Below are 20,088 nucleotides of genomic sequence, written 5' to 3'. Positions count from 1 at the left end.
ATTCTCGAAAAGACGGTGTTCTGGCCCGCCGTGACGGGCCTCGGTATTCTGGTTCAGACGGGCAGCAAATGCTCCAGCGTGCGCCGGTAAATATTCTTCAGGGGATCGATGTGGCGCAGTTCGATGTGCTCGTCGATCTTGTGAATACTGGCATTGGGCGGCCCGAATTCTATCACTTGGGGGCAGATTTGCGCGATAAACCGGCCATCCGAGGTGCCGCCCGTGGTCGACAGCTCCGTCGTGAGGCCCGTTTCTTCCAGGATGGCGGCAGACAGCGCATCGGAGAGCGTGCCGCGCGGCGTGAGGAAGGGCAGGCCGCTCAGGGTCCACTGCAAATCGTATTGCAAGTCATGCTTGTCGAGGATGGCGTGCACCCGTTCCTGCAGGTTTTCCGCCGTGCTGGCCGTGGAAAAGCGGAAGTTGAAGTCGATCACCATGTCGCCCGGTATCACGTTGTTGGCGCCTGTGCCCGCGTTGATGTTGGACATTTGCCACGAGGTCGGCAGGTAATACTCGTTGCCCGCGTCCCATTTCTCTTCGACCAGGTCGGCCAGCGCCTGCGCCGCCTCGTGGATCGGGTTTTTCGCCAGGTGCGGGTAGGCGATATGGCCTTGCACGCCCTTGATCGTCAGCCGGCCCGACAGCGAACCGCGGCGGCCGTTCTTGATCATGTCGCCCAGCTGCGCGCTCGAGGTCGGCTCGCCCACGAGGCAATAGTCGATCTGCTCGCCGCGTGCCTTCAGTTGCTCGCACACGATGACGGTGCCGTCCGTGGCCGGGCCTTCCTCGTCGCTGGTGATCAAAAAGGCGATCGAGCCCGAGTGGTCGGGCGTGGCCGCAATAAATTCCTCGCAAGCAACAACCATGGCGGCAATCGAGGTCTTCATGTCGGCCGCGCCACGGCCGTACAGCTTGCCGTCGCGGTGCGTGGGAATGAACGGTTCCGAGCGCCATTGCTCGACGGGGCCGGTGGGCACGACGTCCGTATGGCCGGCAAAGACGAATACGGGCGAGGTGGTGCCACGGCGTGCCCACAGGTTGGTGACGTCGTTCGACTGGATCGTCTCGCAGACAAAGCCCAGCGGCGTGAGGAGGTCGATCAGGTGCTGCTGGCAGCCCTTGTCGTCGGGCGTGACCGAGGACAGGGCGATCAGTTTTTCGGTCAGGGCGAGGGTTTTGGAGGTGGTCATGGGTAAGGTCGTGCCGGCAACATCGTTCCGGTGGTCAACTAAGTATGGTTACAGCGAGAAAAGGGTCTGGTACTGCGCATCCGAAAACGCCACGCTGAACTGGCCATCCTTGTCCAGCACGGGGCGCTTGATGATGGACGGGTTTTCCAGCATCAGGTCCAGGGCACTGGCCGCATCGACGGTGGACGCCTTGCGCTCGTCGGACAGGGCGCGCCAGGTCGTGCCTTTCTTGTTGACCAGCACATCCCACGGCAATTGCTGCAGCCACGCCTCGACGGTGGCGCGTTCCAGGCCCTGTTTCTTGAAGTCGTGGAAGGTGAAATCGAGTTGCTGCGCGGCCAGCCAGGTGCGGGCCTTTTTGACGGTATCGCAATTTGGGATACCGTAGAGTGTAATGGTCGTCATGGGTAGGGCTAAGGGGAATGAATGCGGTTCGCTTGATCGCGGCGCTTGCGCCAGGACAAAATGCGATGGTAGCCGACATTATACAGTCGATGCGCAGTCGATGCGGCAGTGCAACACGGCCCCGTGATTCCCTTACACAGGCCGGGGCGCCGTCTTGCCCATCTCTTGCGGACCAAAATGCAGGCCCAGTCGCAAGGCCAGGGCGCGCAGGGCGCCGCTTTCCTGCAGGTGCAGGGCCAGCGCGATGTGGCCGTCGGGGCGCACCAGGTAGGCCGCGTCGCGGCCCAGGCCGGCCAGCTTGGCGGCCACGTTGTAGGTGTAGCAATGCACGGGCAGTTTCAGCACGCGCGCTTCGTCGAGCAGTTCGGGCGCCGGCTCGCCATAGATGTGCAATTGCCAATCCATGCTGCGCAGGGCCGTGAAGTTGTCTTGCGTGCCGTCCGAAAACCACGGCAGGCGGTCGCCGCCGCGCAGGTATTGCGCATGGCCGGCGGAGAGGGCGCTGTCTTCATAGCTGATCTCGATTTGCGACACCGTCTTGAACAGCAAGCGGCGCGCCCGCTCGAAGCCGGACAAGAAGGGCAGCGCGTGCGGCACCAGCCACCGGCGCAGGAATTGCCCGGCCATGCCTTGCGCGACGATGGCCTGGAAGGCGTGGTCGGTGGTGGCGACGAGCTTGCGGGCAAACACGATGCGCTCGCTTTCATAGGTGTCGAGCAGGGCGTCGTTGCTTTGTCCGTGTAGTTTTTGCGCCAGTTTCCACGCCAGGTTGACGGCGTCGCCCAGGCCCGTGTTCATGCCCTGGCCGCCCACGGGGCTGTGCAAATGGGCCGCGTCGCCGAGGATGAAGCAGCGCCGCGCGCGGAACTGCGCCGCCACGCGGTGATGCACTTTATAGGTGGAAAACCAGTTCACGTGCTCGACGTGGATGCCCAGCAGAGTTTCCACGTCGCCGCGCACGTCGTCGAAGGCGGGCGCGGGCGCGCCGTCGGGGCGGTCGGGCAGGATGCCGATCAAGCGCTGCATGCCGCTGGTGCGCACGGGCAACATCAGTGCAAAAGAGTTCGCGCCCAGGTGGGCGTGCAAATCCGTATTCTTGCCCGCCACTTGCGCATCGGCCACGTAGTACAGGTGGTCATAGGTGCCGCCGGAAAACTCGAAGCCGGCGATCTCGCGTACCTTGCTGCGGGCGCCGTCGCAGCCGCAGATGTAGTCAAACGTGCAATATTGACGTTCGCCATTGTGGAGCAGGATGGCTTGCACTTCGCTATCGTCTTGCGTCCACAGGTCCAGCGTGACGTTCCATTCCACGTGCACGCCGGCCGCCGCCAGCTTGCTGATAAGAAAGCGTTCATGCTCGTCCTGGGGCAGGCTCAGCACGAAAGGGTAGGGGCTCAGTCCCTCGCCGATCTCGCCCAGCGCCAGTTTCACGAGTTCCTCGCCGCCCTCGTGGATGTGCATGGCATTGATCTTGATGCCCAGGCTGACCAGCTCGTCGGCAAAGCCCAGCTGCTGGTAAAACTCCAGGGTGCGCGCATGCACGGCCATGGCCCGCGACGCCTGGCCCGGACCGCTATTCTTGTCGATGATGCGGCAATCGACGCCATGGCGCGCCAGGCGCAAGGCAAGCATGAGGCCGGTAGGACCGGCGCCGACGATCAGGACGGGAGGAGTATTCATGCCATCCAGTATAGGACAGGATGGAACAGGACAGCGGGACGATTGAAGTTGCTGGTAGGAAATGAAAATGTCCCGCCGGGGCGGGACATTCAGGGTGCTGCGTGCGCCTTGTGGCGCATTAATTAAATACCGCGCAGCAACTCGTTGATGCCCGTTTTCGCGCGGGTTTTCGCATCCACGCGCTTGACGATCACGGCGCAGTACAGCGAGTACTTGCCGTCTTCCGAAGGCAGGTTGCCCGACACCACGACGGAGCCGGCCGGCACGCGGCCATACGTCACTTCGCCCGTGGCGCGGTCGTAGATCTTGGTCGACTGGCCGATGTACACGCCCATCGAGATGACAGAGTTTTCTTCGACGATCACGCCTTCGACGATTTCCGAACGGGCGCCGATGAAGCAATTGTCTTCGATGATGGTCGGGTTCGCTTGCATCGGTTCCAGCACGCCGCCGATGCCGACGCCGCCGGACAGGTGGACGTTCTTGCCGATTTGCGCGCAGGAACCGACGGTGGCCCAGGTGTCGACCATGGCGCCTTCATCGACGTAGGCGCCGATGTTGACGTAGGACGGCATCAGCACGACGTTCTTGGCGATGAAGCTGCCGCGGCGGGCAACGGCTGGCGGCACCACGCGGAAACCGCCCTTGGCGAAGTCTTCGGCCGTGTAGTTGGCGAACTTGGTCGGCACCTTGTCGTAGAACTGCATCGTGCCGTCGGATGGCAGGACGACGTTGTCTTCCAGGCGGAACGACAGCAGCACGGCTTTCTTGACCCACTGGTTGACGACCCAGTCGCCCGAGGTTTTTTCGGCCACGCGGATGCTGCCGTTGTCCAGGCCATTGATGACGTGGGAGACGGCGTCGCGCAGTTCGGCCGTGCCGTTGCGCGGATTGATCTCGGCGCGGTTTTCCCAGGCCTGGTCGATGATGGTTTGCAGTTGTTGGCTCATGATGATGTCTTATTCATTTAGTTGGTTGATGCGGATGCGGAAAGCTGCTGGCAGAATTTTACTATGCGCAACGCTGCTTCCAGCCCTTCGGCCGTTTCGGCCACCAGGGCCATGCGGATGCGGTTGCGGCCCGGATTGATGCCGTGCGCGTCGCGCGCCAGGTAGCTGCCAGGCAATACCGTGACATTATATTCGGCGTACAGGCGTTGCGCGAATTCGGTGTCGGACAGTCCCGTGCGGCTGACGTCGGCCCACAGGTAGAAGCCGGCGTCCGGCAATTGCACGTCCATCACCGCCTGCAGCAGCGGCGTGATGGCGTCGAACTTGGCGCGGTACTTGGCGCGATTTTCCTCGACATGGGTTTCGTCGTTCCAGGCCGCGACGGAGGCCGCCTGCACGGCGGGGCTCATGGCGCCGCCGTGGTAGGTTCGGTATAGCAGGAATTTTTTCAGCACTTCGGCATCGCCGGCAACGAAGCCCGAGCGCATGCCCGGCACGTTCGAGCGCTTCGACAGGCTGGAAAACACCACCAGGCGCGCATACGGGCGCTCGATCGTGGACAGGCCCAGCATGTGCGCCGCCTGCAGCGCGCCCAGCGGCGGCGTGTCGCCGTGGTAGATCTCGGAGTAGCACTCGTCGGCGGCGATGACGAAATCATAGCGCTCGGACAGGGCGAACAGGTGTTCCCAGTCCGTCAGGGTGAGCACGGCGCCCGTCGGGTTGCCCGGTGAACACAGGAACAGCAGTTTCACTTTTTCCCAGACAGAGGCGGGCACGCTGTCGTAGTCGCAGCCGAAATTGCGCGTGGGGTCGGAATTGACGAAATACGGTTCGGCGCCTGCCAGGTAGGCCGCGCCTTCATAGATCTGGTAAAACGGATTCGGGCTGATCACGAGCGAACCGGCCGACGGATCGATCACCGTTTGCGCCAGCGCAAACAGCGCTTCGCGCGAACCGTTCACGGGCAGGATTTGCGTGGCAGGATTGAGCTTGGGGATGCCGTAGCGGCGTTCGAGCCAGCCGGCAATCGCACCGCGCAAGGCTTCCGAGCCGATGGTGGTCGGATAGCTGGCCAGGCCGTGGATATTGTCGACCAGCGCCTGCTCGATGAAGGCCGGCGTCGGGTGCTTCGGTTCGCCCATGCCCAGGCTGATGGGCGTGTACTCGGGATTGACGGTCACGCCGGCAAACAGCTGGCGCAGCTTTTCGAATGGATATGGTTGCAGTTTAGCAAGAAGTGGATTCACGGAACGGACCAGGGCAAGAGTGGAAAGACGATGTTGCTGAGCGATGTGGCTTGGTAGTGTTGCTTAGTCATGGCTGAACGATTGCTTGGCGCGGCAGACTTGATGCCGGTCAAATAATAGGCTGCGTCGTTCATTATAGCCGTCCTCGCGGGGCCGCTGTGCAAGCCGTCTCAAGCTGCACCGGCCTGATCGCTGCCCGGCTTGCCACGCCATGCCGCAGCGGGGAGTGCCGCGCCATGGCGCGGCAAGGTAAAATACGGCATGCCTATCTTACTTCCCACCTTGCTTGCTATTGAAACGTCGTCCGAACTCGCCTCCTGCGCCTTGTTGCGCGGCGATGTCGTCCTGTCCCGCGCCTCGTCGGGCGTGCGCACCCATTCCCAGTCGATCTTGCCGATGGTGCAGGAATTGCTGGCCGAAGCGGGCGTGACCCTGGCCGACGTCGACGCCATCGCCTACGGCTCCGGCCCCGGCTCGTTTACGGGCGTGCGCACGGCTTGCGGCATCGCCCAGGGCCTGGCGTATGGCGCCAGCCTGCCCGTCGTGCCCGTCGTGACCCTCGACGCCATGGCGCTCGCCTGCCACCAGCAGCATGGCGCGCAACACATCGTGACCGTGCTCGACGCCCGCATGGGCGAAGTGTACTGGGCGCAATATGACTATCAAGATGGCTTGCAGGCCGTCTTGCCGCCGGCCCTGAGCGCGCCGGCCGGCGTGGCGCCGCAAGGCGACGTCGCCGGTTGCGGCAACGGTTTTAGCGCCTATGCCGACGCATTGGCTGCGCTGCCGTGCGCCGCCACGGCCGACGCCGCCATCATGCCGCACGCCGTGCAGGTGGCGCAGCTGGCGCGCATCGCGTTTGCGGCCGGCCAGTGCGTGACGGCGGCCGAGGCGCAGCCTTTGTATTTGCGCAACAAGATCGCCTTTACCAGTGCGGAACGGCAAGAGATGCAACAGGCCAAGGCCGCTGCGGAGTCCGCGCAATGAGCGTGGCGGGCCAGGACAATGCTGCCGGCTGGGACTTGCTGCGCCTCGACTATCAGCCGATGGGCGAAGCGGACTTGACCGAGGTGCTGGCGCTGGAGCAGCGCGTGTATCCGCATCCCTGGACGCACGGCAACTTCGTCGACTCCCTCCAGAGCGGCTACCCGGCCTGGGTGCTGCGCGACGTGGATGGCACCTTGCTCGGCTACTTTTTGCTGATGCTGGTCGTCGATGAGGCGCATTTGCTGAACGTGGCCGTCGAGGGCGCCATCCAGGGCCAGGGCCTGGGCCGCTTCCTGCTGAACCAGTCCTGCGCCTGCGCGCGCCAGCTGGGCATGGAATCGATGCTGCTGGAAGTGCGCCCGTCGAATACGCGCGCGCTCGATATTTACCAGCGCTATGGATTTGCACAGATCGGCCGGCGTAAGGGATACTATCCGGCCGCCAATTCGCAACGTGAGGACGCCATCGTGATGCGTTATACCTTATGAGCCGCAGCGCCGTTTTCCTCGATGAAATGGGCGTGGGGCCGTTGTGGCGCCTGCGCCAGGGCGCCGCGCCCGAGGTCGTTGATATTGTCGTCGAGGCCGCCGTGGAGACGGAAGTCGTCTTGGCCCCGCCTGTGGTCGAAGCCGTTGTAGCCGTGATTGAGTCGGTCGCCGAGGTGCAAGCCGAAGCGCCCGCCGCTGTCGCCGCTACGCCAGTTCCCGCCGCCGCGCCTGATGATACGGCCTGGTTCGACGATGCGCCCCCGCCGCCGCCGCCCGCCAGACAGCTCAGCGATGCCGATATCGCCGCCCTCGACTGGGATGGCTTGACGGCCGCCGTCGCCAAATGTGCGCGCTGCGACTTGTGCAAGACGCGCAAGGGCGTCGTCATGGGCCGTGGCGACCGCCAGGGCGATTGGCTGATGCTGGCCAGCAGCCCGTCCCGGCTGGAAGAGCGCGAAGGGCGCGCCTTGCCGGGCGAGCAGGGCAAATTGCTCGACAATATGCTGAAAGCCATCGCCATCGATGTGGGCAGCGATGTGTATATTAGCCACTTGCTGAAATGCCGTCCGCTCGACGAGGCTGGCCAGGAACGCTTGCCGACAGAAGCCGAGTCCGCCGCCTGCCGCCCGTATTTCGAGCGCGAACTGGCCCTGTTGCAGCCGCGCACTATTTTGACGCTCGGTTCCATGGCCGCCGCCGGCATCAATCCCGGCGAAAAGCCCGTGCGGGGCACGGTGCGCCAGCTGGGCAATGCCTCCGTCGTGGCCACCTTCCACCCAGAGCAACTGTTGCAGGACGGGACGGGCAAGGCCAAGGCGCGTGCCTGGGCCGACCTGTGCCTGGCGAAAAGCACGCACGGTGCTTGATACGGCCGTCGCTACCTTCCAGGTCCGCTTCGAGCAGCGCTGGGGGCATCTGACGCACCCCCGCGTGCGTGCGCTGGCCTGGCTGCTCGACTCGCCCGACTTGCTCGATCCCGACAGCGCCCACTGGGGCGGGCGCATCGCCAGCTTGCCTGCCGTCACGCCCGCCGTGGCGGCGTGGCTGGGGGCGCTGCAGGATGACCCGTCGCCTCTCGATGCGGCGCTCGGGCCGAAATTTTATTCCCGCCTGGGCCTGTATGCTGAAAAGCTGCTGGCCTTTTATTTTGAGCAACACGGCTTGCTGGCCGCGCATGGCTTGCAGGTGCAAGTGAACCGCAACGATACGGTGGGCGAGTTCGATTTCCTGCTGCGTGACGAGAGTGAATTGTTGCACTGGGAATTGCCACCAAGTTCTACCTGCTGGAAGGGGCGCCCGATCCCGGCGTCTTCAACCACTTGATCGGCCCCAACCTGGCCGACACCCTGGGCTTGAAGATGCGCAAGATTCTCGACAAGCAACTAGCCTTGTCCCGCCATCCGGCCGCGCAAAGCCTGCTGGCGCAGCCCGTGCGCGCGGCGCAGGCGCTGGTCAAGGGCTGGCTGTTTTATGCACCGGACGCCACGCCCGCCCTGGACGGTATTTCCCCGGATCATGGACACGGCTTCTGGTGCGCGCCGGCGCAACTCCCCGCGCAGCGCTATGTCGTGCTGCCGCGATTGCAATGGCTGGCGCCGTTCAAGGGGCGCGACGTGGAAGTGCTGGACGTGGAAGCCTTGCGGGCGCAGTTGTTTGATCTGGCGCAACCGGTGATGGTGGCCATGGTGGATACTGTCGAAGGCTGGGAAGTGGAGCGCACGCGCGGTTTTGTCGTGCCCCATGACTGGACGCAGCAGGCTGCCGCGCGGCGACGACAGACAGGCGCGCTGCCTGCGTAGGTCGGAAATTCTCAACCCAAAATGAAATCCGGGGTCAGTCGCTTTGCGATCAGAATGCATCCCATTGGGATACATTCCCCCGCCGGGACTCGGCGTCCCCGTCTGACCCCAGCCCTTGCTTGGGGTTAGTGCTTCTGCTCGCCAATCAGCGACAGATTGTCATGCTCAGCCTGGTTCAGCTTGTGCTTGCGCATGATGGCGTACATGGTGCCGGCGACGAACAGGCCGAACAGGGTGATGATGATGTTGAGCGGCAGGTGCAGACGGATCATGATCGAATACACGGCCAGCATGGTCAGAATGGACAGGTTCTCGTTGAAGTTCTGCACGGCGATGGAATGGCCTGCGCTCATCAGCACGTGGCCGCGATGTTGCAGCAGGGCATTCATTGGCACGACGAAGAAGCCGGACAGGGCGCCGATCAGTATCAGCAGCGGATAGGCGATCCACACGGAATGCACTTGCGCGTATCATCATGACGATCACGCCCATGGCGATGCCGAGCGGAATGACGGTCAGCGATTTGCGCAGCGGAATGAAGCGCGCCGACAGCACGGCGCCGGCGGCCACGCCGATGGCGACCACGCCCACCAGGCTGGTCGCCTTGTCGAACGGCATGTTCAGCGATTGCTTGGCCCATTCCAGCACGATCAGCTGCAAGGTGGCGCCGGCGCCCCAGAACAGCGTCGTCACGGCCAGGGTGATCTGGCCCAGCTTGTCTTTCCACAGGATGGAATAGCAATTGGCAAAATCGGTAATCAGTTTGATAGGATTGCGTTCCTGGTGCGGATATACGCAGCCCGTGTCGGGAATTTTCAGGTTGGCCAGGGTTGCCAGTGCATAGATGCCGACCACGACGCACAAGGCCGCTTCCGTCTTGCTGGTGATGCCCGTGTCGATCAGGGGGATGTCGATGGACAGCAGCATGTCGGACACGTGGCCGCTGACGAGCGCGCCGCCCCCATCACGGTGCCGAGGATGATGGAGCTGACGGTCAAGCCTTCGATCCAGCCATTCGCCGCCACGAGCTTTTCCGGCGGCAGCAGTTCCGTCAGGATGCCGTATTTGGCGGGCGAATATACGGCCGCGCCAAAACCGACGACGGCGTAGGCCAGCAGCGGATGCACGTGGAAGAAGACGAGGGCACAACCGAAGATCTTGACCATGTTGGCGATGAACATGACCTTGCCCTTCGGCAAAGCATCCGCGAAGGCGCCGACAAAAGCGGCCAACAGCACGTAAAACAACACGAACGACAATTTGAGCAGCGGCGTGATCCACGCCGGGGATTTCATGGACACCAATAAATCGACGGCGACAAAAAAGAGGGCGTTATCTGCCAGCGAGGAAAAGAACTGCGCCGCCATGATGGTATAAAAACCACGATTCATTCTGGAATGCCTGAAATCATATCTGGCTTGCTTTATACCACGAAAAAACGGCAAACCCCAAGTTTGGACGGGGCTGCTTGCATAGTCTTGCCTAAGTGAAGCTTAATTTTTTTGCCGTAGAAAAATACATCACATGTGAGCATTTTATAAATGATGTCCTCTGCATACGACCTTGGGCGTCTGCCGTGTCCGCGTACTGTGCATCCGGTAAAATACGGCTTTCCCACCCGCCGTGAACGATGCATATGCCCAGGCCCCTTCTCGCCACCATCCATCTCGATGCCATGCAACACAATCTGGCGCGCGCCCGTGCCGGCGCCCGCGGCGCCAGGGTATGGGCCGTCGTCAAGGCGAACGCCTACGGCCACGGCCTGGAACGGGCCATGCGGGGCTTTGCCGGGGCCGACGGTCTGGCGCTGGTCGAGGTCGATTACGCCGTGCGCTTGCGCGAACTGGGCTGGAGCAAGCCCATCCTGCTGCTGGAAGGGTTTTTCGATGCCAGTGATTTGCCCGTCATGGCGCAATATGGCTTGAACGGCAGCGTGCATTGCGAGGAACAGATCGCCATGCTGGAAGCGGCGCGCTTGCCGCACGCCATCGACGTGCACCTGAAAATGAATACGGGCATGAACCGCCTGGGTTTCACGCCGGCTGCCGTGGCCGGTGCCTATGCGCGCCTGCGCGCCATGCCGCATATCGGCACGATCACCTTGATGACGCATTTCGCCAATGCGGACGAGGCGGGTCCCACGCGCTTGCCTTTGGAACAGCAGATGCTGCGTTTTGAGGCCGGGGCGGCCAGCATAGGTACAAGCTTGCCGCGCAGCCTGTGCAATTCGGCCGGCCTGCTGATGCATCATCTCGACAGCGACTGGGTGCGCCCCGGCATCATGCTGTATGGCGGCACGCCCAGCGGCGCTCCCGGCGGCACCTCGGCGCAGGAATTCGGCTTGCTGCCCACGATGACCTTGCGCAGCAGCATCATCGGCATCCAGGATATCGCCGCCGGCGAGGTGGTGGGCTACGGCAGCCGGTATGAAGCGGCCGGCAATGTCAAGGTGGGCGTGGTGGCCTGCGGCTATGCGGACGGCTACCCGCGCCACGCGCCCGAAGGCACGCCCGTGCTGGTCGACGGCGTGCGCACGGGGCTGATCGGCAGGGTCTCGATGGACATGCTGATGGTGGACTTGACCCACGTGCCGGGCGCCAAGGTCGGCAGTAGCGTCACCTTGTGGGGCCAGGGCATGCCGATCGACGAGGTGGCGCTGGCTGCCGGCACCATCGGCTACGAGCTGATGTGCGCACTGGCGCCGCGCGTGCCCGTGGTCGAAGCATAACAGTGACGCGCAAGCGCGGTTTGTATATACTGTATATATAAACAGCATTTTTACCTTACCCGGGCAAAGCACACCATGGCAAAAGTCAAGACCATCTACACCTGCAGCGATTGCGGCGCCATCAGCAACAAATGGATGGGGCAATGCACCTCGTGCAACCAGTGGAATACCATGGTGGAAACCCTGCCCGAGACGGGCGGCAACAACCGCTATTCGAACCCGCAGCACATGTCGCTGGCGCAGACGGCGCCCGTGCTGTCGCTCGACGATATCGACGCCATCGACGTGCCCCGCTTCGGCACGGGCATCGAGGAATTCGACCGCGTGCTCGGTGGCGGCATGGTGGCGGGCGGCGTCGTGCTGATCGGCGGCGATCCCGGCATCGGCAAGTCGACCCTGCTGCTGCAGGCGCTGGCGAATATGTCGCACCACAAGCGCGTGCTGTATGTCAGCGGCGAGGAATCGGGCGCGCAGATCGCCCTGCGCGCCAAGCGCCTCGTCATCGACGCCAAGGAACTGAAATTGCAGGCGGAGATCCAACTTGAGAAGATTCTCGCCACCCTGGCCGATTTAAAACCGGAAGTGGTCGTCATCGATTCGATCCAGACCGTGTATTCGGACGCCCTCAGTTCGGCGCCCGGTTCCGTGGCGCAAGTGCGCGAATGCGCGGCGCAGCTGACGCGGGCGGCCAAGCAGACGGGCGTGACCATCATTTTGGTCGGCCACGTGACGAAAGAGGGCGCGCTGGCCGGTCCCCGCGTGCTCGAGCACATCGTCGACACGGTGCTGTATTTCGAGGGCGACGCCCATTCCAGCTTCCGCCTGGTGCGCGCCATCAAGAACCGTTTCGGCGCTGTCAATGAACTGGGCGTGTTCGCCATGACGGAAAAGGGCTTGAAAGGGGTGTCGAACCCGTCCGCGCTGTTCCTGTCGCAGCACGACAACCAGGTGCCCGGCTCGTGCGTGATGGTGACGCAGGAAGGCACGCGCCCCTTGCTGGTGGAAATCCAGGCCCTCGTCGACACGAGCCACTTGCCGAATGCGCGCCGGCTGTCCGTCGGCCTGGAGCAGAACCGCCTGGCCATGCTGCTGGCCGTGGCGCACCGCCATGCGGGCATCGCCGCCTTCGACCAGGACGTCTTCATCAACGCCGTCGGCGGCGTCAAGATCACGGAGCCGGCGGCCGACCTGGCCGTGTTGCTGGCGATTAACTCGTCGATGCGCAACAAACCTCTGCCGCGGGGACTTGTGGTATTCGGGGAAGTGGGGCTGGCCGGCGAAATCCGTCCCGCGCCGCGGGGCCAGGAGCGCCTGCGCGAAGCGGCCAAGCTGGGCTTTACCCTGGCCGTGGTGCCCAAGTCCAACCTGCCCAAGCAAGTCATCGAGGGTCTCAAGGTCATCGGCGTCGAGCGCATCGACGAAGCGTTTAATAAATTGCGCGATCTGGAGTAAAAGTTGGTATGGTTTAAATGCCAAGCTTGAGACAAGTCAAACAAAATTTCCGTTTAGAACTATAATATTTGTCCGATGAATTCGCGCAGCGAGTTCGCATCGACCATGAATTGATAGAGAAGCGGAATACAGTGTCAGTTGAGCAAAGGCAGGGCGCACGCAAGATATTGCGTGCCAAGGCAATGTTGGTAATGGATGGCGCGGGTCCCGTGGCGGCGCGCACCCTCGATGTGGGGCCGGGCGGCATGGCGGCCGTCATCGCGGAACCGGTGCCGACAGGCAAGCAGGGCAAGGTGCTGTTCGAGCTGTTTTACGATGGCGCGGCGCACATCATCGAGGCGCGCGTATCCGTATCGCACTGCATTTTCAGCAGTGCAGGTTTCAAGGTGGGACTCACTTTCCTGAAGCTGGACATGGCCGTCAGCAGCGCCATCTCGAAATTCATGCGCTGAAACGAGACAAGATCGGCTGCAAATGAAATGCGCTAAAATGGTGCATATGGGTTTGCAGTCAGGAAAAACCTGTTCTGTTCGCTGTTTTGATATTCCGGTAATACTGCATAATTATCAACCAGAAGAGGGGCCTTGCCGCGCCACGCGCGCCTGCCGTCCGTTTCCAGCGCAGCACGGTCACGACCTGAACCGTGTGCCATGACCTTACACCCGACGGGAACGCCTACCATGTTTAATTCGACCATCAACAGCAGGGCTTACACCAACAACACGCAGCAGACGACGCAGGGCAATATTTCGGCCGATGTGTATGCGAAGGTGGAGCGCCAGATGCAGTCGCAGAACACGGGCGTCGTCAAGCTGAACGCCAGCCTGGCGCGCGACCAGGCCAAATTCTCCGGCCTGGGCCAGCTGCAATCGGCGCTGGCGAAATTCCAGACCGTGGCCAAGAACATGGCCGGCAGCGGCCTGGCCACCTCGGCCACGTCGAGCAGCAAGGATGTGCTGAGCGCCACCACCACCGACAAGGCCGCCAGCGGCAGCCATGAACTGAATGTCAAGCAGCTGGCGCAAGGGCAGACCCTGCAGAGCGGCACGCAGAAATCGTCGAGCGCCGCCATCGGCACGGGCGCGCCGGCGCTGGTCAAGATCGAAGTGGGCACGGCTGACGGCAAGCAATTTACGCCCGGCAGCGGCAAGATCATTGCGCTGACCATCGACAGCAGCAACAATAGCCTCGACGGCATCGCCGCCGCGCTCAAGCAGCAGGGCATCGATGCCAGCGTGGTCAAGGGCACCGATGGCTATTCGCTGGCCATCAATGGCAAGAGCGGCGCCGACAGCAGCATGCGCATCAGCGTCTCCGGCGACGCGGCCGTCAGCAATCTGCTGTCCTACGCGCCCGGCGCCGGCAAGGGCCTGCAGCAGACGGCCGCCGCGCAGGATGCGCTGCTGACCGTCGACGGCAAGGACATCAAGAGCGCCACGAATACCCTGACGACGGCCGTCGAGGGCGCCACCATCGAATTGAAGAAAAAGGGCACGACCGACCTCGTCATCGCCAAGGACAGCAGCCAGATCGCCACCAACGTGGCCAGCTTCGTCACGGCCTACAATGAACTCAACAGCAAGCTGCAGAGCCTGCAGCAGGGCGATTTGAAATCCGACACGGCGCTGGGGCAAGTGCGTTCGCAGATGGAGCAAGTGCTGCGCACGGCCAGCACGGGCGTGCCATCGTCGGTGCTGAGCAGCGCCGGCGTGACCCTGGGCAAGAGCGGCGAGCTGGTGCTCGACGATAAAAAGCTCAAGGCGGCCATCGCGGCCGATCCCGATCCCGACGCCGTCAGCAAGATGTTTACCAATAACGGCAAGGGCGTGGCGGACCAGTTCGCCAGCAAGATCAGCGAATTGACGGGCGAGACGAGCATCATCCGCAAGGAAGTGCAAACGGTCGGCAAGGACATCACGACGCTCACCAACAAGAAGGCCGTGCTGGCCAAGGCGCTGACGGCCCAGGCGCAGGCGCTGGTGAAGGCGTATTCGGCGCAGGAACAGATGGGCACGAACTCGGCCTTGCCGGGTTATACCGGTAAAAATTCGCTCTTCGACTTCATGGCCTAAGAGCGCTCGCCCTGAGCAAAGAAGGCCGATGGCGAACTGCCGAAAGTCTTCTTGAACATGGCGGAAAAGGCCGACTGGCTGGCGTAGCCCAGCTCTTCGGCCACCTGCGACAGCGGCACGCCGCGCGCGATCAGCGGTGCCGCGTGCGCCAGGCGCACTTGCTGGCGCCACTGGCCAAAACTCATGCCCAACTCCCGTTCGAACAGCCGCGCCAGGGTACGCTCCGAGGCGCCGACCTGCTGCGCCCAGTGTTCCAGCGTCAGGTTCAGGCCCGGCTTGTCGATCAGGCTGTCGCACAGGGTTTTTAAGCGCTTGTCGCTGGGCAAGGGCACACGGATGGGCCGCGTGTCCGAACGTTTCAATTCATCGAGTATCAGTTCGGCCAGCAAGGCCTCGCGCGCCGGTTCCTGGCCCGGGTCCAGCTGTTCCAGCGCCATGATCAGCTGGCGCAGCAAATTCGACACTTCCAGCACCTTGCAGTCCTGGCCCGCAAAGGGCGCGCGCGCGGCATGGATGCACAGGGGGCGCAAGCGGGTTTTTTCCAGTATCGTGACGGCATGCTCGACGTTCGGCGCGATCCAGATGGCGCGCATGGGCGGCAGCACCCAGCTGCTGTTGTTGGCGGTAATGCGCAGCACGCCTTCGAGCGCCATCGTGACCTGGCCCCAGGGGTGGCTGTGCGGCAACAAAAATTCATCGGGTTGCAGGTCGCGCGCGACCATGGTCACGGGGATGGTCGCACTGGGCGCCTCCCTTGGCGGACACATGCGGGTATGGTGGAGGATAGGTACACCCATCAGCTTGGCCTTAATTCGATAAATTATGTCGTTCTGTCGGAAAACAGACGATGGTATTTTGCATACACTTGAGCTTCACCAGTATAAGACAGGGTATGACATGATAACAACTAACTCGGCAGGGCAGTTGCCACCGCTGTCACCGCCAACCTTGCGCAGCGATGCGCGCGTCATCGCCCTGGTGGGGCTGGCGCATGGCATTTCGCACTTTTACCACCTGATCCTGGCGGCCCTGTTCGTCTGGCTGAAGCCCGCCTTCGGCCTGTCGTATGCGGAACTGGGCTTGCTGATGACGGTATTTTTCATCATTTCGGGCGTGGGGCAGGCGCTGGCCGGCTTTGTCGTCGACCGCTTCGGGGCCCGCGCCGTGCTGTTTTCCGGCGTCTTTCTGCTGGGCGTGTCGGCGCTGGCCCTGTCCAGCGCGCACAGCTATGCGGCGCTGATGCTGGGTGCCATGCTGGCCGGCATGGGCAACAGCGTGTTCCATCCGGCCGACTACACCATCCTCAACCAGCGCGTTTCGGCGGCCCGCGTGGCTTACGGCTTTTCCGTGCATGGCATCAGCGGCAACATCGGCTGGGCCCTGGCTCCGCTGTTCATGACCTATGTCGCCACCCATTACGACTGGCGAATCGCGCTGCAATGCGCGGCCGTGCTGCCGTTCGGCGTGCTGCTGATCCTGTTCCTGAACCGCCACGCCATCCGTCCCGAGCCAGTCAAAAAGGCGGCGCCGGGCCAGGCGGGCGGCGGCGAAGGCACCCTGGACTTCCTGCGCCTGCCGGCCGTGTGGATGTGCTTTGCCTTCTTCTTCATCACGGCCATCGCCCTGGGCGGCATCCAGAGCTTTGCCAGCGTGGCCCTCGTCAAGCTGTACGGCATGAGCCTGGCCTTGGCGACGAGCGCCTACACGGCCTATATGCTGGCCTCGGCCGTGGGCATGCTGGCCGGCGGCGTGGTGGGCGCGCGCAGCCAGCATCCTGACCGCAACGTGGCGATCGCCTTTTCCGCCGCCGCGCTGCTGGCCGTGCTGCTGGCCATGGCCGTCGTGCCGGCCTGGGGCGCCGTGGTGCTGATGGGCGCCATCGGCCTGACCTCGGGCGTGGCGGGACCGTCGCGCGACCTGATGATACGCGCGGCGGCGCCGAAGAATGCGACGGGCCGCGTGTATGGCGTCGTGTATTCGGGCCTCGACAGCGGCCTGGCCGTGGGGCCTTTGTTCTTTGGCGCGCTGATGGATGGCGACCATCCGGCCCTGCTGTTCGTCTTCATCGGCGTATTCCAGGCCCTGGCGATTGCCACGGCCGTGGGCGTGGGCGGCAAAACACGCGCCGCCGCGCTGCAAAAGGCATAGAATCGTTGCCATCTGCCACTAAAGGAGTTCCCATGACCTTTGCCACCACCGATCTGTGCGACGACCATGCAGCCATGCTGGACGAGGGCACCCTGGCCGTGCTGCCGCCCGTGTACCGCGCCTTTGGCCAGCGCTTGCGCTTCAGCGGCCCCGCCGCCACCTTGCACGTGTTCGAGGACAACGCGCTCGTGCGCAGCACCCTGGAAACGCCGGGCCAGGGCCGCGTGCTGGTGATCGATGGCGGCGGCAGCCTGCGCCGCGCGCTGGTGGGCGGCCAGCTGGGCGTGTTGGCCGAAAGCAACGGCTGGGCCGGCATCATCGTCGATGGCTGCATCCGCGACAGCGAGGAAATCAATGTCTGCCAGATCGGCGTGCGCGCCCTGGCCACGCATCCGCGCAAGAGCAACAAGACGGGCGCCGGACAGCGCGACGTGCGCGTGCAGATCAGCGGCGTGGCCGTGCATCCGGGCGACTGGATCTACGCCGATGCGGACGGCATTCTGGTGGCGCGCCAGGAACTCGATTGAACTATCGCCCTCGGATGGAGGGGAGTCTGGAAACGTTGCAAAATATCCATATTAAATATATTTTTGCAAAGTTCTTTGATTTTCATCATGGCTGGGATATGATTTCACTTAAGGTAACTTTAATGCCACTAAGGCAAGGAAATCAACACATGAAAATCGCCACCATCGCCGCAGTTGTCGCCCTGTTTGCTGCCGGCAGCGCCAGCGCCAGTCCCGTCAATCTGATTACGAATGGCAATTTTGAAACGGTTGCTTCCGGCTATACCTTCGACAGCGGCTTTAAGGTCGTCAATAGCGGCTCGTCGGCCATCACGGGCTGGACCGTGGGCGCCAGTTCCGTCGACCTGATCCGCAATGCCTACAATGCCATCAACGGCTACAGCATTGATTTGCTGGGTACGCCAGGTCCGGGTTTCCTGTCGCAAAGTTTCAATGTCGTCGCCGGCCAGACCTACAGCCTGAGCTTTGACATGGCGCGCAATTCCGGCGGCCCCGCAGGCCAGGGCGTGGCCGTCAATTTTGGTGGCGTAGCGCAGGATTTCTACTCGACGGCTGCCGCCTCGAACACTTTGTACAGCAACACCCTGAGCTTCACGGCTGCTGCCACCGGCCTGGCGACCCTGTCGTTTGCCAGCGCCGCCAAGGCTGGCACGCCGTTTGACAATTACTCGGGCGCCGTGATCGACAATGTGTCCGTGATGGCCGCCGTGCCGGAACCGGAAACCTACGCCATGCTGCTGGCGGGCCTGGGCCTGATGGGTTTCCTGCGCCGCCGCAAGGCCGCCAAGTAAGGCCGGCCTTGTCACAAAGCAAAACCGCCTGCTGCCATGCACAGGCGGTTTTTTTACGTCAGGGATCTTGCGCGTAGCCGTCGACCAGCACGACAAAGCGCTCGATCTGCGGCCAGGCGTCGCGCGTCCTGACCAGCGTTTCGCCCGTGGCCATGCCGAATATATAGCTGTAGCCCGTGCGGCGGTCGCGCCAGGAGTGGGGCGTGCTGTCCCAGACGCAGCAATAGCGCTTGAGCCTGGGCAAGCCATACGTACGCCGCAGGTAGGCTTCCGCCTGCCGCGCATGCTTGCCATCCACCTGGTAGCGCGCCTCGAACGGCTGGTCCTGGCGTTCCCTGTTTTGCTGGCAACCCTGGTAGACGATGTAGGCGGGTTTCTGGCCCAGCCGGGACAGGAAGTCGCCGCAGGCCAGTTCGGCGCCCTGCGCGCCGCCCGCGCCCAGCAGGAAGAGCCACGGCAGCAGTTTAGTGATTCGCATCGGCATCTCCGCGCAATGGACACGCGGCCGCTTGCGGCCCCATACGCAGCACCAGTTCGCCGCGCAACTGCGTCAAGCCGGCTATGCGCGCATCGATCTCGCCCAGCTTGCGCGCCAGCGCCGCGCGCAGCAGGTCCGCCGTGGCGGGATCGCCGGCGGCCGCCAGCAGCGGCATGTCGGCCTCGATTTCCGCCAGGGTAAAGCCCAGCTGCTGCGCCGTGCGCAGGTAGCGCAGCCAGTCGGCCGCCTCGGGCGGGTAGTCGCGGTAGCCGTTCGCCGCGCGCGCGCGCGCAGCAAGCCCCGCTTTTCATAGAAGCGCAGGGTATCGCGGCTCAAGCCCGTCGCCTGCGCCATCTCGCCGATCTGCATGGTTCTTTTCTTTCATAAAATGCTTGACCATGGAGTGTACTCCAGCCTTGATCATGGGCGCTTTCCACTGACAGGAGTTTCCCATGTTGTCCGTTTCCGCCTTCCGCCGCGTGGTGCGCGCCAGCGCCATTTATGATGTGCTCATGACGGCCCCGTTTACCACGCCGTGGACGTTTTTGCTGCTGCGCGAGCACTTGAGCGCCGTCAATGTGTCGCTCGGCGGCATGCCGTTGCCCGCCTTCGAACCGTTTCATGTGCTCATCGGCAGCTTGTTTGGCAGCGTGGTGATGGTCTGGTCGGTGCTGCGCATGCTCGACCCGCAGCCGCGCTTCGGCCGCTACGACGCGGCGGCGCGCTACCTGTTTTCCACCTGGATGGCGTGGGCCTTGCTGGTCACGGGCCAGCCCCTGCTGTGGCTGTTCCTCGTGCCGGAACTGGCCTGGGGCCTCGCGCAAAGCCTGCCCTTGCGCCGCAGCGAGGGCGCACGGGAAGGGCTTGCGCGCGAATCGCTGTTGAGATGACGATAACGAAATGCAATAATGGCCGTGCTCGCAGTGCAACAATGACTGCAATGAACGACTCTAAGGGAATGATTATGCAGCAGGATGCCGCAGGAAAAAACATGGCTTTGCTCGATCCGGTGGTGGCACCGCGCATCGCGGTGACGCGCCTGGTGACGGGCCTGCTGCAAGGCTTGCTGCTGTACTGGCTGTACAGCACGGCCCAGGACAAGGTGTGGCCCGCCACGGAAGCCTACCTGCTGGGGCCGTTGATGCT

The 20,088-nt window shown here is 63.2% G+C and carries 19 protein-coding genes and 3 pseudogenes; 12 read left to right on the top strand and 10 right to left on the bottom strand.

Features of this window, described 5'->3' with window-relative positions:
* Positions 1 to 53 precede the first annotated feature (53 nt).
* The 5 genes from dapE to dapC form a co-directional block, all read right to left on the bottom strand.
* Positions 54 to 1,190, bottom strand: coding sequence for a succinyl-diaminopimelate desuccinylase (gene dapE, locus ACQVLG_RS28610; protein ID WP_230540465.1), 1,137 nt, complete (start codon positions 1,188 to 1,190; stop codon positions 54 to 56).
* A gap of 48 nt (positions 1,191 to 1,238) precedes the next feature.
* Complete coding sequence (locus ACQVLG_RS28605) at positions 1,239 to 1,595, bottom strand: ArsC family reductase (RefSeq protein ID WP_474292043.1); 357 nt, start codon at positions 1,593 to 1,595, stop codon at positions 1,239 to 1,241.
* A 132-nt stretch (positions 1,596 to 1,727) separates the two neighbouring features.
* Positions 1,728 to 3,275 carry an FAD-dependent oxidoreductase gene (locus ACQVLG_RS28600; protein WP_474292042.1) on the bottom strand — a complete coding sequence of 516 codons (1,548 nt, stop codon included), beginning with the start codon at positions 3,273 to 3,275 and terminating at the stop codon, positions 1,728 to 1,730.
* A gap of 122 nt (positions 3,276 to 3,397) precedes the next feature.
* On the bottom strand, positions 3,398 to 4,225 hold the full coding sequence (dapD, locus tag ACQVLG_RS28595; RefSeq protein WP_070223998.1) for a 2,3,4,5-tetrahydropyridine-2,6-dicarboxylate N-succinyltransferase: 828 nt from the start codon (positions 4,223 to 4,225) through the stop codon (positions 3,398 to 3,400).
* Positions 4,226 to 4,242: 17 nt separating this feature from the next.
* Complete coding sequence (gene dapC / locus ACQVLG_RS28590) at positions 4,243 to 5,472, bottom strand: succinyldiaminopimelate transaminase (RefSeq protein ID WP_474292041.1); 1,230 nt, start codon at positions 5,470 to 5,472, stop codon at positions 4,243 to 4,245.
* A gap of 261 nt (positions 5,473 to 5,733) precedes the next feature.
* Between dapC and tsaB the strand changes: the two genes are divergently transcribed.
* The 4 genes and pseudogenes from tsaB to ACQVLG_RS28570 all read left to right on the top strand — a co-directional run bounded on the left by tsaB (position 5,734) and on the right by ACQVLG_RS28570 (position 8,746).
* Entirely contained in the window at positions 5,734 to 6,459 is a 726-nt protein-coding gene (gene tsaB, locus ACQVLG_RS28585; protein ID WP_474292040.1) for a tRNA (adenosine(37)-N6)-threonylcarbamoyltransferase complex dimerization subunit type 1 TsaB, read from the top strand.
* Complete coding sequence (rimI, locus tag ACQVLG_RS28580; protein WP_474292039.1) at positions 6,456 to 6,947, top strand: ribosomal protein S18-alanine N-acetyltransferase; 492 nt, start codon at positions 6,456 to 6,458, stop codon at positions 6,945 to 6,947. The genes tsaB and rimI overlap by 4 nt, the downstream gene beginning before the upstream one ends.
* On the top strand, positions 6,944 to 7,813 hold the full coding sequence (locus ACQVLG_RS28575; RefSeq protein WP_474292038.1) for a uracil-DNA glycosylase: 870 nt from the start codon (positions 6,944 to 6,946) through the stop codon (positions 7,811 to 7,813). The genes rimI and ACQVLG_RS28575 overlap by 4 nt, the downstream gene beginning before the upstream one ends.
* Positions 7,698 to 8,746: pseudogene (locus tag ACQVLG_RS28570) on the top strand (DUF1853 family protein). The gene ACQVLG_RS28575 and the pseudogene ACQVLG_RS28570 overlap by 116 nt, the downstream one beginning before the upstream one ends.
* 125 nt (positions 8,747 to 8,871) lie before the next feature.
* Here ACQVLG_RS28570 and lplT read toward each other — a convergent pair.
* A pseudogene (gene lplT / locus ACQVLG_RS28565) lies at positions 8,872 to 10,137 on the bottom strand (lysophospholipid transporter LplT).
* Positions 10,138 to 10,382: 245 nt separating this feature from the next.
* Between lplT and alr the strand changes: the two are divergent.
* The 4 genes from alr to fliD all read left to right on the top strand — a co-directional run bounded on the left by alr (position 10,383) and on the right by fliD (position 14,998).
* Complete coding sequence (gene alr / locus ACQVLG_RS28560) at positions 10,383 to 11,474, top strand: alanine racemase (protein WP_474292037.1); 1,092 nt, start codon at positions 10,383 to 10,385, stop codon at positions 11,472 to 11,474.
* A 75-nt stretch (positions 11,475 to 11,549) separates the two neighbouring features.
* Complete coding sequence (radA, locus tag ACQVLG_RS28555) at positions 11,550 to 12,926, top strand: DNA repair protein RadA (RefSeq protein ID WP_230540493.1); 1,377 nt, start codon at positions 11,550 to 11,552, stop codon at positions 12,924 to 12,926.
* Between the two features lie 131 nt (positions 12,927 to 13,057).
* On the top strand, positions 13,058 to 13,378 hold the full coding sequence (locus ACQVLG_RS28550; RefSeq protein ID WP_329958063.1) for a PilZ domain-containing protein: 321 nt from the start codon (positions 13,058 to 13,060) through the stop codon (positions 13,376 to 13,378).
* A 228-nt stretch (positions 13,379 to 13,606) separates the two neighbouring features.
* Positions 13,607 to 14,998 (top strand): flagellar filament capping protein FliD, encoded by a 1,392-nt coding sequence (fliD, locus tag ACQVLG_RS28545; RefSeq protein ID WP_474292036.1) that lies wholly within the window; start codon positions 13,607 to 13,609, stop codon positions 14,996 to 14,998.
* Here the strand turns inward: fliD and ACQVLG_RS28540 are convergent.
* On the bottom strand, positions 14,995 to 15,720 hold the full coding sequence (locus ACQVLG_RS28540; RefSeq protein WP_474292035.1) for an AraC family transcriptional regulator: 726 nt from the start codon (positions 15,718 to 15,720) through the stop codon (positions 14,995 to 14,997). The genes fliD and ACQVLG_RS28540 overlap by 4 nt on opposite strands.
* 175 nt (positions 15,721 to 15,895) lie before the next feature.
* On the opposite strand from ACQVLG_RS28540, the gene ACQVLG_RS28535 reads away from it, so the two are divergent.
* The 3 genes from ACQVLG_RS28535 to ACQVLG_RS28525 all read left to right on the top strand — a co-directional run bounded on the left by ACQVLG_RS28535 (position 15,896) and on the right by ACQVLG_RS28525 (position 18,464).
* On the top strand, positions 15,896 to 17,146 hold the full coding sequence (locus tag ACQVLG_RS28535) for an MFS transporter (protein WP_474292034.1): 1,251 nt from the start codon (positions 15,896 to 15,898) through the stop codon (positions 17,144 to 17,146).
* Positions 17,147 to 17,178: 32 nt separating this feature from the next.
* On the top strand, positions 17,179 to 17,673 hold the full coding sequence (rraA, locus tag ACQVLG_RS28530) for a ribonuclease E activity regulator RraA (RefSeq protein WP_474292033.1): 495 nt from the start codon (positions 17,179 to 17,181) through the stop codon (positions 17,671 to 17,673).
* Positions 17,674 to 17,822: 149 nt separating this feature from the next.
* A complete protein-coding gene (locus ACQVLG_RS28525; RefSeq protein WP_474292032.1) occupies positions 17,823 to 18,464 on the top strand; it encodes a choice-of-anchor C family protein in 642 nt (213 codons plus the stop codon).
* 58 nt (positions 18,465 to 18,522) lie between these two features.
* On the opposite strand, the gene ACQVLG_RS28520 is transcribed toward ACQVLG_RS28525, so the two are convergent.
* The 3 genes and pseudogenes from ACQVLG_RS28520 to ACQVLG_RS28510 all read right to left on the bottom strand — a co-directional run.
* The gene (locus ACQVLG_RS28520) at positions 18,523 to 18,942 is read right to left on the bottom strand and encodes a DUF4952 domain-containing protein (protein WP_474292031.1); all 420 of its coding nucleotides are present in this window, start codon (positions 18,940 to 18,942) and stop codon (positions 18,523 to 18,525) included.
* Complete coding sequence (locus tag ACQVLG_RS28515; RefSeq protein ID WP_474295835.1) at positions 18,929 to 19,129, bottom strand: hypothetical protein; 201 nt, start codon at positions 19,127 to 19,129, stop codon at positions 18,929 to 18,931. Before ACQVLG_RS28515 ends, ACQVLG_RS28520 begins: the two co-directional genes overlap by 14 nt.
* 6 nt (positions 19,130 to 19,135) lie before the next feature.
* A pseudogene (locus ACQVLG_RS28510) lies at positions 19,136 to 19,311 on the bottom strand (MerR family transcriptional regulator); the annotation flags it as partial.
* A gap of 83 nt (positions 19,312 to 19,394) precedes the next feature.
* Between ACQVLG_RS28510 and ACQVLG_RS28505 the strand changes: the two are divergent.
* Positions 19,395 to 19,832 (top strand): hypothetical protein, encoded by a 438-nt coding sequence (locus ACQVLG_RS28505; RefSeq protein WP_230540511.1) that lies wholly within the window; start codon positions 19,395 to 19,397, stop codon positions 19,830 to 19,832.
* The last annotated feature ends 256 nt before the right edge of the window (positions 19,833 to 20,088 follow it).

It is taken from the genome of Janthinobacterium sp. TPC_1, assembly GCF_056037845.1.
The sequence above is the reverse complement of the archived record's forward strand: the minus strand, read 5'-3'. Positions and strand labels throughout refer to the sequence as shown.